The following is a 15,135-nucleotide window of genomic DNA, read 5'->3' as shown; positions in this document are numbered from 1 at the left end:
CGGACGGCGGCAAAGCCACGCCGCCGTCAACCCGTCCGCACGAGATCAGCCGCCGTGCGCGATGACGCCACGCCGCCGTCAAGCCGATTGCCGCGCATGCCGGTCAGCAGACGCAAGATGCTCGCCGTTGAGCACGGCAACCGGCCGATAACCCGCGGCGGCGCAATGCTCGCGCGCGTGCGACGGCAGGAGCCGCTGCCCCGGCGCCAGCAACCGATGCACATGAAGGCTGCGCTGATTGGGGTACGCATCGGATCGTCCCGTCGCGCGGACAAGCCGCAGCAGCCGAGACGAAAGCCGATTGTCGTGATAGGCGTTGAACGCCTGCAGCAGCGGCCCCAGCAGTGCAAGCGAATCCGCCCCGCTCGTTACCGACAGATCGTGACGAATCTCCAGCGCCCGGATGAACGCCTGCACCCGCGGAGCGACAGGCGCTGCGGGCGCGGGCGCAGGTTCGCCCGTCACGTAGTCAAGATAGACCTGCTCGCTGTAGCAGGCGCTCCGGCTGCGCGGCACACCCGGCGTGCACGCCCGGATCGTCTCGGCCACGGTTTCCAGGCGCACGCTGCCAAACGAGAACGGTTGGCCCATGTCAAATGCCGTATCGCACCGGAAATCGATGTCCAGCAGATTGGCTTCGGGCAGGATCTCGGGCGCAGCGGCATAGCCGCCGGCAATGGTGGAAACGCCGGCGTGCTGGGCTTCGAGCAACACGCGACCGAGCGATTCGACGCTGGATACCGCCGGAAAGAAAAAGACATCGATCTGTTCAAAGAACGCCCAGATCTTCTGGTAGGGCAAGTGCCCGTGATAGGCGACCGCATCCGCCGGAATGCCGCGCGCCTCCAGTTCGCGCCGAACGACCTGCATCGCGCGCGCCGCCGACCGCCCCTCGACGTGCCCCGCGACCTGCAGCGACGCCGCTCGGTCATCCCGGCGCACGGCCGCCAGGAAGTCGAGTACCTGGGCGAAGTTCTTGTCGGCGCTCACCCGTCCCAGATAGCCGATGCGCAGGCCGCGGGCGGGACGCGGCCGCGCCGGGCGGGTTGCAGGGAACGAGGTCGCGAGCGGGTAGCTCACCGCGGTGTTGCCGGCATGGAGCGATGCCGCATGATGATGGATGAAATACGCACGGCAGAATTCCGACGGAAACAGCACCAGGTCCCCGGGACGGTTCAATGGCCCGGCAAGCATCTCCTGGAAGTGGTAGCCGCCCCATGAACTGGTGCGGATGTCCCGGATGATTCGAAAGCGCCCGTCGTAACGCTCGCGCAGATAGTGGTAGAAATGGCCGTATGGTCCGGCATTGCAGACGACGACATCGTCGGGCCCCAGGCGTCGGACGAAGCGCGCGAGGTCACGTTCGTCTTGCCGCAGCAGTTCGAATACATCGTGCGGTTCCGGATGCACCCCGGCCGGTGCCGCCTGAGTCAGCAACTTGCTGGTCTCGGAATAGAAATACAGTGCGCCATTGCTCGTGCGCTGGGTACGATAGTGATTGAAAGCGACTCGCATCAGCACTCCTGGCGTCGAGCGACGTTAACGGTATCGTCAAGCAGATCCTGCAGCACCTTGCGCATCGCGACGGCCATCTGCCGCACATTGCCCCCTGCGCCGTCGAACCGGATGGGCTCGCCAAAGCGGACATGCACCCGTGCCGGCGCATAGCGCGCGCCGTTCGACTCGTACAACCGGTGTGAATCGACGATGGCGGCCGGGATGACCAACGCCCCCGTCTGAGCCGCCAGCAAACAGCAAGCCTCGCCCACGGGCGCGACGCGCGCCCCGCTCATCCCGCCTTCGGGAAACAGCGCGAGCCGCCCCTCGCGCCCCAGATAGTCCCGTGCCCGCCGGAACTCGTGCTCCGTCGCCTCCGCATCGCGCTTGTCGTGCATGAACGTCAGGTCGAACGTCCTTTCGATCCACGAGAACAGCGTCAGCTTTTCGGTCGTCACATGATCTTCGTTCGAGCTGAACGACTTGTACGCGAATGGCAGGTTGGCCATCAGCAGGTACGCATCGAAGCGCCCGCCGTGGTTCGACAGGACCAGCAATGGCCGCGCGTCGCGCGGAATGTGCTGCAACCCGGACACCTCGACGCGCGCGCCCGCGGCAAAGAGCAGCGTGCGCGCGAACAAACGCGGCAAGGCGCGGCGAAGCCGGGCGCCCAATGACGGGGCCAGACGCCTGACCATCTTGTAGCTCAGCACGAGCGGCACGGCCGGAACATGCATCGCCAGCACGCTCAGCACGAAGCGGACATGCGCCCATGTCGTGCCGGTGGGCAACACCTCGGGCCGCGGCGGCCGGAACAGCGACGGATCCTCATGCTGGTCCACCTCGGCCGCGCCGGTTTCGTTCACTCGGGCATCCCCCGTCCCGCCCGACAAACGACAGGTCAACGCGCGGGCGGTCGGCGCAGCAACGATGTCGTCGTACTTGACCGTCAGATTCAGACGCTGGCGCGACAGTGAAATCACCTTCGCCGCCCGCAGCGAGTAGCCGCCCGCGTCGAAGAAGTCGGTATCGAGTGTCAGCTCGGCATCGTCCAGCGCATCGCGCCAGATCGCGAGCATCCCTTCCAGCAAGGGCGCCTCCACCTCGCCTGGCGGCGCTGACGCCTCGACGCCCTGCGGGGCCGACAGCGCGCCTCGATCGACCTTGCCGTTCGGCGTCCGTTTGAACGCGTCCACGACGACAATCCGCGCCGGCACCATGTACGCGGGCAAATGACGCGCCAGATACTGCCGCAGCGCATGACTTTCGAGTGCGCCCCCTTGCCGGGGGCTCGCATACAGCACCAGTTGCGGTTCGTCTGCGCCATTGTCCAGGCGGCATACGGCTTGCGCGACACCGGCATGCAGGTGCGCCACGGCCTCGATTTCGCCGAGTTCGACGCGATAGCCGCGCAGCTTGACCTGATCGTCGATGCGATTGAGGAACTGCAACTGACCATAGGCGAGCTGTCGCACCACGTCGCCGGTACGGAAGAGCCGGGCGCCGTCTCCGCGCCACGGATGCGGCACGAAACGCGATGCCGTCAAGCCCGGGCGCTTCCAGTACCCGAGCGCCAGACCGGTTCCGCCGAGGTACAACTCACCCGTCTCCCCCACGCCGACCGCGTCGCCCTCGGCGTCCAGCACGTAACGCTCGACGCCTGCCAGCGGCTCGCCCAGCAAGACCCGATCGGAGCGATCGGCTCGCCATGCGGACGCCCAGACCGTTGCTTCCGTTGGGCCGTACAGGTTCCACGCGTCCGCCCCCAGGGACTGAATGTAATCGACCATGCCGCGCGGGGGCGCTTCTCCGCCGATCGCGCCGATCCGCAAAGCCGGCAGCCTCGCCTGCGCCTCCTGTATCAACCTCCATGTGCCGGGTGTCGCCTGCAGCACCGTGACCTGCTGGTCCCGGATCACCGCCGCCAGCGCGACGCCGTCGAGCCGTTGCTCACTCGTCAGCATCACGCACGACGCGGCGCTGACGAGTGGCAGGAAAACCTCCAGCGCCGCAATATCGAACGACATCGGCGTCAGATTCACGAAGCAGTCGTGACTCGTGACGGACCAGCGCCCGGTCATGTCCAACAGGAACGTATCGAGGCTCGAACGGGCAACCGCAACACCCTTGGGCATTCCGGTGGAGCCCGAGGTGTAGATCAGGTAGGCGAGCGAGCCGGACGCCGCGCGCCGCAGTCCGTGAAGCGAATCGGCGTTCGAGCGCGAATCCGGGACGCAGGCGGCGAAATCGAGCGCGCGACATCCGGCAGGCAGCGACAGCAGCGGCACGGTCCGCATCTCGACGATCACGACGCGCGCACCTGCATCGTTCAGACAGTATGCATTGCGCTCTCGCGGATACGACGGATCGAGCGGGACATAGCATGCCCCGGACAGGAGTACACCCAGCAACGCCGCGACACGATCCCGCCCCGGCTCCATGCATACGCCGACCGGCTCCCCAACCGCGATCCCCTGACCCGCGATCGCGCGCGCGACGCACAGCGCGCGCGCGAGCAGCTCGCCGTACGTGTACACCGCGCCGCCTTGCCGCAACGCCGTCCGCTCAGGCTCGCGAAGCGCATGGCGGACAAAGGCCGCGAGCCACCGGTCGCCGTCTTCGTCGGGCGGCTCCGGCGCCGGCGCGGGGAGAACGGAGGGCACGCCGGGAGCGGCCGCGGCCCCGTGGGCCAGTTCGGACAACGACGTCAGGAACGCCTGCAACAGCGCGTCGGCAGGCACGGACGCGATATGGTCGATTGCCAGCGAAAGCCGCTCGCCGTCATCGATGAAATTAACGAATTGCGGGAATGCGACATGCTCGTTCATGACCGGACGCCAGCGCAATCCGTCAAGCGAGCCCGGCGCGATATCGGCGCGTCGCTCGAGGTTGATCACCGCATCCGGTGCAATCGCGGCCAAGCGGCCGAGTCGACGGGCATCGTCGACCAGATCGGCATACGCATATTCGTCGCATTGCAGCGTGTCGAGCAGCGCTTGCTTGACCTTGGCGGCATAGGCCGGCAGGTCCGCCAGCGTTTCGCCGCAGGAAGACGCGATCAGGCAGAGATTCGAGCAATAGCCGACCAGCCCGTGCTCCTCGCGGGTCCTGCGCGCGCCGACCGGCACAGCCAGCGTGATGTCGCGCCGACCGCTGACCCGGTGCATCGCCGCACCATAGGCCGCGACCAACAGTTGGAACAAGGTCATCCCGCGTTCGCGAGCGCACCGTGCCAGGCGCTCGGCGTCGGCGGCCTCGAACACGTGGACGCATTGATGCGCACGCCACGGGTCCTGCCCCCCGGCCGTCCCGCCGAGCTCGCCGACCGCCGCGCCGACCACATCCCGCTCGATGAAGCGCGTCCGCAGGCGTGCGCCGATCGCTCGGTACGCATCCGAGCGCCTCGCTTCGCGCCGCCGGGCGACGACGCGGCGAAACAGCGGCGCCGGTTCGATATCGGCCGTCGGCGGCGCATCGTAGAAGCGCAGCAGATCTTCCAGCACGATGCCCGCGGACCAGCCGTCGACGAGCAGGTGGTGCATGAGCAGCAACAGCACGCTGCGACCGTCGTCGAGCCCGATCAGGTATGCCCGTATCGGATACTCGCGATAGGGATCGAAACGATGCCGCAGCAGTTCCGCCAGCGTTCGATCGAGCGTCGGCGCCTCGATGCTCAGGCATTGCAGGGCCGGCTCGGCCTGGGTCGCGATCCGCAACGTCGGCTCCGCACCGACCGCCACTTGCATCCGCAATGCCTCGTGCCGCTCGACGACTGCCTGGAAGGCGCGCTCCAGTCGCCCGGCATCGACCCGGCCGGCAATCTCGATCGCCACGGGCACGTTGTAGGCCGACCATCGAGGATCGTCGAGATCGAACAACGCAAGCAACTGCACCTGCTCGGTACTGAGCGCGACCGGCTCTTCCGCCGCCGGCGTCGACCGCGCCCCCCGGTTGCCGCTCGCCCCCGATGGTCCGCTGCCCGGGTCGACGCCGAGAAAACCGTGCTCGGCCAGCTCGCCGACGACCTCGCCAAAGGTCGTGGCGGCCTGTTCAAGCTCCGCATCGTCGTGCGCATGCGACAGGAAGCAATTCCGCCCTTCCCAGATATAAAGCCCTCGGTTGATCAGCCCATAGTGCAGCAACTCGATGTCCGGCAACTGGGGAATGCGAAACAGCGAGCCACAGTGGGCGACGTGCAGGTCGACGCCCAACGCCGCCGTAGCGGCATTGACGCGTTCGACAAAGCGCGTGGTCTTGGCATTGGTCTCGGTGACAATGGCTTCGCCCTCGGACTTCAGGCGCTCGAGCACCACCTTGGCGGCCTGCATCGCGAGCGGATGCTTGCAGAACGTCCCGGCGAAAAACGTCATCGGCACGGCGGGATACGAATCGTCCCTGTATGACCAGGCACCGCCGTCGATGTGATCCAGATAACGCGCCGCGCCCGCCACCATGCCGATCGGCAGGCCGCCGCCGACGATTTTTCCGTAGGCGGCCAGATCCGCTTCGATCCCGTAGTGGCCCTGGCCGCCTCGCAAATGAATGCGAAAGCCGTTGAGCACTTCGTCGAACACGAGCGCGATCCCCGTCGCGCGAGTCAGCGCGCGCAATGCGTGGAGAAACGCCCTGGGTTGCAACGACGGGTTGCGGCTTTGCACCGGCTCGACCAACACCGCGGCGATCTGGTCGGCGTGACGGCGCACGAAGTCCAGCGACTCGGCCGCGCCGTAGTCGAGCACCACGACGTCCTCGATCTGGCGCGGCGTGATGCCGGGGGCGAACGGCAACGCGCTGCGCTCGCCAGGGCGCGCCATGACCGTATCGGCCGTGCCATGATACGAGCCGGCGAACAATACGACCCACGGGCGTCCGGTCGCCGCGCGCGCGAGGCGCACCGCGAGCATGACCGCCTCGGAACCCGTGTTCGCGAAGGTTGCCCGCTCATGACCCGTGATCTCGCACAACAGGCCGGCCACCTCGCCCGCCAGGCTGCTTTGCGGACCCAGCGAATAGCCTTGATCGACGCCCACCCGCAGCGCCTTCGCGACGAAGGGGGCGTTGTGCCCGAAGAGCGCGACCCCAAAGCCCATCGTCAGGTCGAGATAGCGGTGGTCGTCGATGTCCCAGATGTGTGCGCCAAGTGCGCGCTCCGAGACGATCGGATAGACCAGTTCCTTCGTGCCCAGCCGGAACCCCGACACCATCCGATTGTCCGCGAGGCGCAGGCGATGTGCGTCGGCGTACGCTTTCGAACGCGAGGTCCGGCGGTTGTACTGCTCGGCGAACTGCCGCAGATAAGCGTCCTGGCGGCTGGTGCGCGACGCTTTCTCGACGCCCTTCCCCGACTGAAACGGCATGAGCGCAACTGCGCGGGATGCGACGACGGGCGGCGCGGCGCGTTCGGCGGAGGCGCGCTGCGCGGCAGGCGCCGGCGTCATCGGCACGTCGGCGGACGCCTGGCCGAGCGCCGCGAGTTGACGATCGATGATGCGCGATACGGTATCGAGTTGATGCTGAAACAGCGCTCGGAACGATTCGGCGTTGGCGGGCGCCGCGCGCCACGCGTCGACTGCCTCATGCGGCGCAAGACTCGGTGGAGCGTTCCCGATCGAAGCCGCGCCGGCCGCGTCGATCGCCTGCGCCGCATCGAGGCGCGCCGCGATTCGATGGACCGTATTGAGTTCGCCGAAGAACTCGGAGACCGACAAACGAACGCCGAAGCGGGATTCGATGAAGTCGATCGCGCCCATCAGCATCAGCGAGTCGATGCCGAGATCCAGGAGATTGGCATCGCGGTCTATCCGCTCCTCCGGCACGCGCAGCGCCTTGGCAAGTTCAGCGGCAATCGCATTGGCGATGCTCGGATCGCGGGTCGGCTCACTCATATTGGACACCGGTAGAGGTTGGGATTGAGGCCCGGCAGGCTGCCCTTCATGCAAGCCGGGCTTCCAGTAGCGGCGCTGTTCGAATGGATAGCCGGGAACATCCACGCGGCGCCAGCCGAACGGCCGGCCGAACGCCTTCCAGTCGAATTCGACACCCTGTTCGAACGCGCGCCCGATCATCGCGAGCAAGCCCTCCCAGGCCTCCGTTCGCGCGGGTGCGACACTGACGGCCTGAGCGCTCGACAAGCCGTTCTCGCATGCCAGGGCGGTGAGCGCGGAGCCGGGGCCGAGCTCGATCACGCAGTCCGGGTCGAGTTCCGCAACGCGCGCATGGACCTTGTCGAAACGGACCGTCCGGCGCGCGTGCGTCATCCAGTAATCCGCATCGAGCACGGTCCCGGCGGGCAGGATCTCGCCGCTCAGATCCGAAATCAGTGCGGTATGGGTCGGTTTGGCCTGAACCCGGGAAAGTGCGCCGGCGAACTGCGCGATGGCTTCGTCCATTGCGCGGGAATGAAACCCATACCGAGGATTCAGGACCCGGCTCGACAAACCCGCCGCCGTCAAGGTTTCGTGACAGGCATCGACATGGGCCGCGACGCCCGCGATGACGAGCTGGTGTGCGGCATTGACTGCCGCGATATCGACCCGTTCACCCTGCTCGCCCAATACGGCCGCGACGCGCTCGGGGTCCGCGCGCACGACGATCATTCGGCTCTGGTCCGCCGCGCGCTCGAAGCAACGGCCGCGTTCGACGACCAGCTCGACCGCATGTTCGAGCGACCAGCAGCCTGCCCTGCAGGCAGCCACATAGGCGCCCAGGCTGTGGCCGGTCAGGTAGGGCTCGATACCGGGAAACCACCGGGTCAGACATTCGGCGAAGCTCCACTCGAGGCAGAACAACGCGGGTTGGGCAAGCGAGGTGTTTCGCAGGGGCTCGTGATCGTCGCCCAGCAGGAGCGGCAGCAGCGGCTGCCCGAGACAAGCGTCGGCCACCGCGCAGGCCCGATCCAGCGCACGCCTGAAATCGGGGCTGAACTCGTACCACGCACGCGCCATCCCCGGCCGCTGCGCGCCCTGGCCCGGGAACTGCCACACCACGCGGCCGGCGCGCGAACCCGTGCGCGACAGCCGGGCTTGAACGACGGCCCCCGCCGCCAGACGCGCGAGTTCGGCGCACAATTCCTGATCGTCGGCGGCCAGCACGGCCTTGCGATGCGCCCATGCCTCGCGCTCGGCGTTCCACGTATGACACACGTCCGAAGCCGCCGCGCCGGCCCGCAGGCACTCGACCAGGCGGGCCGCCACCGGCCCGAGGTCAGCGGGTTCGCGGGCCGAAAGCAGTAGCAGGCGCCCTTTTTCACGCAACAGACCCGCGCGCTTCATCTGCCGCGGCGCCGACGACAGGATCGCGTGCGCATTGGTACCGCCAAATCCGAACGAGCTGATCGACGCATGCCAAATCGCCCCACCGGCGCCGGCTGCCGGCAGGGGCTCCGCGCCGTCGGGACATCGCAGCAGCGCGGCATACGCGTCGGCCGCCTGATTCAGGCCGGTCGGCAGCCGCAGCGGCGGCGCCGTGCGGTGCCGCAGCACCAGGATCGCCTTGATCAGCCCCGCCATGCCCGCCGCAGCCTCGAGATGTCCGAGGTTGGCCTTGATGGAACCGATAGGCAGCGGACGCCCGTCACGCGCAGCGAGCAGCGACTCCGCGATTGCGCCGAGTTCGATCGCGTCCCCCAGTCGCGTGCCGGTGCCATGACACTCGAGATAATCGATGTCGCGCGGCGTGAGCCCTGCGTTGGCCAGCGCCTCCCGGACCACCGTGACCTGCGCCTCGCGGTTGGGCGCGAGAAGCCCGTTGCTTCTTCCGTCCTGGTTGACAGCGGTCGCGCGCAGGATGGCCAGCGCCGCGCCCGGCTCGCCGTCGTCCTGGCGGCGCATGACCACCACGCCGCACCCCTCGCCTCGCACGTAGCCGTCGGCGCTGTTGTCGAACGCCTTGCAGCGCCCGTCGGGCGCCAGCATCCCGGCGCGGCGAAACGCATGCTGCAGGTCGGGATCGAGAATCACGTTCACGCCGCCGACGATCGCCAGATCGCATTCCCGCTCAGCAAGGCTGCGCGCCGCGACATGCAGCGCGACGAGCGACGACGAGCAGGCTGTGTCGATGGCGAGGCTGGGCCCGTTCAGCCCCAGCACGTACGAGATGCGGTTCGCAGCAATGCTGTGCGCGGCGCCGGCAGCCGCGTAGACGGTTGTGCCTTCAGCGTCGGTCGCACGCGTACGCGCGTAATCGCAGGAGCTGATGCCGACGAACACCCCCGTGCGCGACGCCTTCAACGCGCGCGGCCGTATTCCCGCGTTCTCCAGCGCCTCCCAGGCGACTTCGAGCAATAGACGCTGCTGCGGGTCGACATCGGCGGCCTCGGCCGGTGAGATGCCGAAGAATCCGGCGTCGAAACCGTCGATCGCGTCCAGCAGGCCGGCCTGCTCGTCGTCGGGGCAAGCGGGCCAGCGCCGTTCCGCCACGGGCTTGATCGCATGACCGCCCGTCGAGAGAAGCGTCCACAATGCCGCCGTATCGGCGGCCCCCGGGAATCGACAAGCCATGCCCACGACCGCCAACGGCGCAGCCGCGCCGCTCGTGACTTCATGCGGTTTCGGCGCGGCGCTCGGGACGACGCGACCGGCCTTGACGCCGGAAAGCGCTGCGCTGAGCTGGTCGATCGACGGATGATCCCAGAAGACCGTCGGCGCAACCGGCCGGCCCAGCCACGCCTCGAGGCGTGCAGCGAGTTCGACGCTATCGAGCGAACCGAGTCCCAGCGACGCGAATGTCGCCGCCGGATCGATATCCGCTTCCGCGCACTTCTTGAACTGCGCAAGACTCGTGGTCAGGTGAGATCGAATGTCGTCGCGTGAATCGTTCATCGTTGCATCAGTCGTCGAATGCGTTTCCAGTCACCGCGGAATCCGCGGCACATGCGCGTTTGCGCGGGCCATGGCCGCGGCGGGACTTTGCCGCAGCCGCGTGCGCCTCTAACGGCGAAATAGCCGCAAGCTCGCGTCGATGGTCAAGCGACGAAACACCGGCGCGTCGACGTACCGACGCATCAGTTCGCCCTGCCGTTGGCGCACCCCGGCCTCGGTCAGAAAAAAACCGGCGACCGTGAAACGCGGCGCCTCGGCCGATGCGTCCACGGAACTGACCCGATGCGGCGTGCCGCCCTTGATAAAGACGAGCCGATTCGGTTTCGGATAAAAGAACGTGCCGCGATCGAGACCGTCGATCTTTTGCGCGCGAGAGAGTTGCCTCAGATCGGGCAGCGGCGCGGGCTGGACGCACAGTTCGCCGCCCCAGTTCGCGTCCCACATCGCCGACGCGTAGAACACGAAGGCCCCGCTATACACCTCCGTGTCCCGGTGCCAGAGCAGGCCCGCGCCCGTGTTGGAACGATAGAAATCGCGCGTGTAGCCGAACCAGCGATCGTCCATCTTCCCCACGACCGGTTCGAACAGGTGCGCCAGCGTGCTGAACCGATTCGTGACCAGATCGGCGGCATTTCCCGCCGGCACCGCCTGCACGACCCGCCCGCGCGCCGTCTCCCGTGCCAGATCCGGCGCGAGCGTCTTGCCGGTGGACGTGAGATGAATGCTGCTGTTCAGCGCGTAGCGCACGTTCTTGCCGATGAAATTGATGCGGCCAGGAAAGCGGCGCGCCGCGATGTATTTCGACACCACGTCGAATTGCTCCGGCTCGAGGAAATCGTCGATGACCAGCAAGTGGTCTGTCGAATAGGTCGCCTTCATGATGTCAGTGCCTCGTTGGATTCGCCGTATAACAGGCGCTATTCAATGTTCGGAGCGCGTTCGTCGTCGCGAACCGGATAGACGTCGGATGCGCCACGCCCCTGCTCCGGACGCGGAGATCCGTTGCGTTCGACGGAGTGAATCCGTCCTGCATCCATCCGGACGAGCAGATCAGCGCGATGATGGAATCGATCGTCATGCGAGATAACGAAGATCGTTTTGCCTTCGGCGCGGAGCCTGGGCAAGAACGTCTCGTAGAAATACGCCCTGAATTCCGGATCCTGGTCGGCGGTCCACTCGTCGAAGAAGTGGATCGGCTTGTCCTCGCTCAGCGCCAGCGCCAGCGCGAGGCGTTTGCACTGCCCTTGCGACAGGGCCTTTACATCGAGCCGCCCGTTGCGCTGCATGCGCGGCGCGAGCTTCAATTCGCGCACCAGGCCGTCGAAGCGCCAACGCGAGCCCGTATCCAGCGCGGCCGGGTCGCGCGCGAACAAATACGCATCGCTGAACACCGCATTGAACTGGTCGCGATAGGCAGGAAAATCGTCGGAGACCGGCTGGCCGTCGAGCAGGATCTCGCCGTTCGTCGGGACGTAGAGTCCCATGATGATCTTGGACAAGGTGGTTTTGCCCGAGCCGTTGCCGCCGACGATGAAGACCAGATCTCCTCGCTCGACAACCAGCCCGACGTCCCGCAGGCCGAAGCGATGGTCGCCGTCCGCGTCATATCGGAAGCCGACATGACGCAATTCCAGGTGCCGCCAGTCGGCCGGAAAAGCCGCGCCGCCTCGCGGTTTCCTCTGCTCGGCTTCGCGGCCCAGACGCCCCTGAAGCTCCCTGATGCGCCGGAGCGCGACCATCGCCTCGCCCAGCACCGGCAGACGCATGATCGCGTTCTGGATCGGCATATTGAGAAACAACAGGGTGAGGACGAAACTCATGGCCAGGGCGGGATCGAAACCGCCATATATCCGGTGGACGAACGCCGTGACGCCGATCAGCAGGAAAAAAGCAATGGCGCTCACCAGTCCCGCATTCTGCTGACGCACCTTGACATCGATCAAGGCCGAGGTGGCGCGGTCGAGTGACGAAAATAGATCGTCATGCATGAATCGCACGGAGAATCGACTGTCCAGCTTCAATTCCTTCGCGCCGCGAATCAGATCCTCACTGAAACCAAAAAATTCATCATTGATTTCAAACGCGCGCCCGAGCGGCTTCGACAACCGGTTCAAATAAATCTGATAGAGAACGACCGTGGCGACGATGACGATGCATACGGCGGCGGCGGCTTGCGCCGACAACATGAAAAGATAGACGAGCCCCCCAATGACCGTGACGACGGAGGCGATGACGGCGATCAGGCTCGACAGGGCAGCCGCGACGATATTCGCGTCGCGCCCCATCACCGCCTGCTTGAGGTGATGAGACACCCGTTCGCTGTCGATCAAGGGCGCGCGAAACAACTGTTCGGCAAAGCGCCGCCGAACCGCCGCCGCGGCCAACTCGCTGATGCGCACGACGCTGATCTGCAGATATCCCAACACCAGGAGATAAAGCAGCACGCCCAGCAGGAATTGCCAGAAATGCCATGGCAAATCGACCTGCGAGGCGTGCCGCAGCGTCTCGCCGACCAGGGACACGAGTGCGATGTTCAGCGCACCGCTCGCCACCGCGGATATTGAAAGCGCAGCAAGGCTTATCCGCCTGGTACCGGTAAGCAACAGGAAGTCGTTTACTTTGGAAAGCATGAAAACCTTCGGCATACCGGCCCGTCGGTGATTTCCACCGAACGCAACAAGAGATGAGCGCCCCTCGAATAATAAGCGTGACTTATATTAAGAGGAATTTTGGCAAAAACATCAACACCTGCTCCAGCACATCCCGGTAATGAAAGACGCTTCTTTTCGGATGACTAGGATGCGCCGTCCATGGCAAGCCTCAGGCTGCGCGGCCGCATATCGACCCAGACTTCTTCGATATAGGCCAGGCACTCGGCCTTCACCCCCCGCTTTCCCGCCTCACGCCAGCCAGGCGGCAATTCACGCTCGGACGGCCAGATGGAATACTGCTCTTCATCATTCATCACGACGACATATTCACGCGTATCTTCGTATTCTGCTGTCATACGACCTCCCAAGGTGACGATCAATTGTACAAGGATTCGATTGAGATTAAATCTCTTTAAAGAAAAATTTCCAAATCCCGATCAAATAGCAAGATCAAAATCCTCATCCAGATAATGAGGGGATTTCAGATGCGCGAGTTTCTCCAATGCAACGTCGTGCGCATTGGCGACTGTATTTGCCCAACGGTGCATTTTCTCGATGAGGTTGATTGCCGTTTCTCGACGATAAACATCGGTGGCGTACTCGATGCTGATCCTCCAGTCGTCGGCGATCGGCACTACCTCGACTTTCAGATCGAACAGGCTGCGCCGCACTTCCTGCGGACACGCCAGAACCTGCGGCTCGTCGCCTGCCGCCTCGGCTTCCGGCGGCTCGTCGTGGATGGTCTGCACGATCAACAGCAGATCGAACGGCAAGGTTCGGGCCCGCGAGTCGGCCGGCGCTTCGTCGACGACGAGATTGAAAGGGTAGTCCTGATGGTCGAACGCGGTGGCCGCCCGGTCGCGCACGGCATCCAGCAGCTGCACGAAACTCCATGACGGATCGATCGGGCAAACCAGCGTCAGCGTGTTGACGAAGAAGCCGACCGTTTCGTCGACGTCGCGATGATGACGGCCGGATGCCACGGTCCCGATCGAAAAGCGAGCGTCGCCCGTCCACTCATGCAATGCGCACAGCAGCAACCCCAAGGTCAATGTGAAGTCGGTTGCGTGCGCAGCCGTCGCGAGCTCACGCAAGCGGCGCACGACGTCCGCAGATAAACGGTCATGCACGATCGCGCCTCGGTAGCTGGGGCGGCGCGGTCGGACCACATCCGTGGGCAACGGCCGGCACGCCCGCGCCTCACGCAGCAGCGCGCGTTGATAGTCGCGGTCGGCGTCGAAGCCGCCTTCCTCGATCAGCCGGTTATGCCACGCGGCGAAATCGCGGTATTGCACGCGCGGCGGGGCGGCATGCGCCGTCTGCCCCCGCAGCGCCGCCCGATAGGCGCGCGCGATGTCGTTGCCCAGCAGGGACATCGACCAACCATCGACCACGATATGGTGCATGCTCAGGCAGAAGCGATGCTGTGCGGCCGCCCCCCGTACGCATACCGCCCGCAGCAGCGGACCGCGGCTGAGATCGAACGGCGTATTCAGCGCTTGCTGGAGCACCTGGTCGGCGATTCGATCAAGCGACGCGTCGTCGTCCGCGACAAGCGTCGACACCGATGCGGGCATCTCCGCATGAACCACTTGCACGTAATCGCCTTCGTGCATGTGGTAAGTCGTTCTCAGGATTTCATGCCGTGCAGTGACGAACTCGAACGCAGCCCGCATCGCGACCTCGTCCAACGTCCCCATCCATTCGAACTTGTAGGCCTGCACATAGGCCAGCGCATCCATCTGGTCCGTCAAGAGAATACGCCGTTGCGCGTGCGATACCGGATAGAACGGGCGGGCCGGCTGACGCTCGATCGGCGGCAGCGCGGCACGGCGCGTCGCGCGGATATTCTTGGCGATGTCGCCGATGGTCGGCCCGAGGAACAGTTGCTTGACGCCGAGTCGAACGCCGAATTCCAACTCGATGGCGGCAAGCAGGCGCGTCGCGCTAAGCGAATGCCCTCCGGACATGAAAAAGTCCTGATCCGTGCCTTGGACCGGCACGCCGAGGATGCGAGCGAACAGAAGAGCGACCCGTTCCTCGAACGTGTCGGCCAAACGTCCCGACGACATGTCGGTCTCGCCCGCACGGGAAGGCGCGGGCAGCGCGCGCCGGTCGAGCTTGCCGTGCGCGGTCAGCGGCATCGCCTCCAGCCGGACCCACTGCTG

At 65.7% G+C, this 15,135-nt stretch carries 6 protein-coding genes; all 6 read right to left on the bottom strand.

Annotated features, from left to right (window positions below; genetic code table 11):
- Positions 1–78: 78 nt before the first annotated feature.
- Positions 79–1,515, bottom strand: coding sequence for a glycosyltransferase family 4 protein (locus AC1RQF_RS29315; RefSeq protein ID WP_273996186.1), 1,437 nt, complete (start codon positions 1,513–1,515; stop codon positions 79–81).
- Complete coding sequence (locus AC1RQF_RS29310; protein WP_492873572.1) at positions 1,515–10,316, bottom strand: amino acid adenylation domain-containing protein; 8,802 nt, start codon at positions 10,314–10,316, stop codon at positions 1,515–1,517. The genes AC1RQF_RS29315 and AC1RQF_RS29310 overlap by 1 nt, the downstream gene beginning before the upstream one ends.
- 108 nt (positions 10,317–10,424) lie before the next feature.
- Complete coding sequence (locus AC1RQF_RS29305; protein WP_273996188.1) at positions 10,425–11,195, bottom strand: 2OG-Fe(II) oxygenase; 771 nt, start codon at positions 11,193–11,195, stop codon at positions 10,425–10,427.
- Between the two features lie 38 nt (positions 11,196–11,233).
- Positions 11,234–12,946: a cyclic peptide export ABC transporter gene (locus tag AC1RQF_RS29300; RefSeq protein ID WP_273996189.1), complete on the bottom strand. Its 1,713-nt coding sequence runs from the start codon at positions 12,944–12,946 to the stop codon at positions 11,234–11,236.
- Between the two features lie 164 nt (positions 12,947–13,110).
- The gene (locus tag AC1RQF_RS29295) at positions 13,111–13,323 is read right to left on the bottom strand and encodes an MbtH family protein (RefSeq protein WP_273996190.1); all 213 of its coding nucleotides are present in this window, start codon (positions 13,321–13,323) and stop codon (positions 13,111–13,113) included.
- A gap of 81 nt (positions 13,324–13,404) precedes the next feature.
- On the bottom strand, positions 13,405–15,135 hold a 1,731-nt coding region (locus AC1RQF_RS29290), incomplete at its 5' end, for a condensation domain-containing protein (RefSeq protein ID WP_492873569.1).

It is taken from the genome of Burkholderia sp. GW821-FHT14F03, from assembly GCF_058803765.1.
The sequence above is the reverse complement of the archived record's forward strand: the minus strand, read 5'-3'. Positions and strand labels throughout refer to the sequence as shown.

Bases quoted from the DNA above. Each gene is read 5' to 3' on its own strand.
- AC1RQF_RS29315 (WP_273996186.1), bottom strand. From the start codon at position 1,515: ATGCGAGTCGCTTTCAATCACTATCGTACCCAGCGCACGAGCAATGGC.
- AC1RQF_RS29310 (WP_492873572.1), bottom strand. From the start codon at position 10,316: ATGAACGATTCACGCGACGACATTCGATCTCACCTGACCACGAGTCTT.
- AC1RQF_RS29305 (WP_273996188.1), bottom strand. From the start codon at position 11,195: ATGAAGGCGACCTATTCGACAGACCACTTGCTGGTCATCGACGATTTC.
- AC1RQF_RS29300 (WP_273996189.1), bottom strand. From the start codon at position 12,946: ATGCTTTCCAAAGTAAACGACTTCCTGTTGCTTACCGGTACCAGGCGG.
- AC1RQF_RS29295 (WP_273996190.1), bottom strand. From the start codon at position 13,323: ATGACAGCAGAATACGAAGATACGCGTGAATATGTCGTCGTGATGAAT.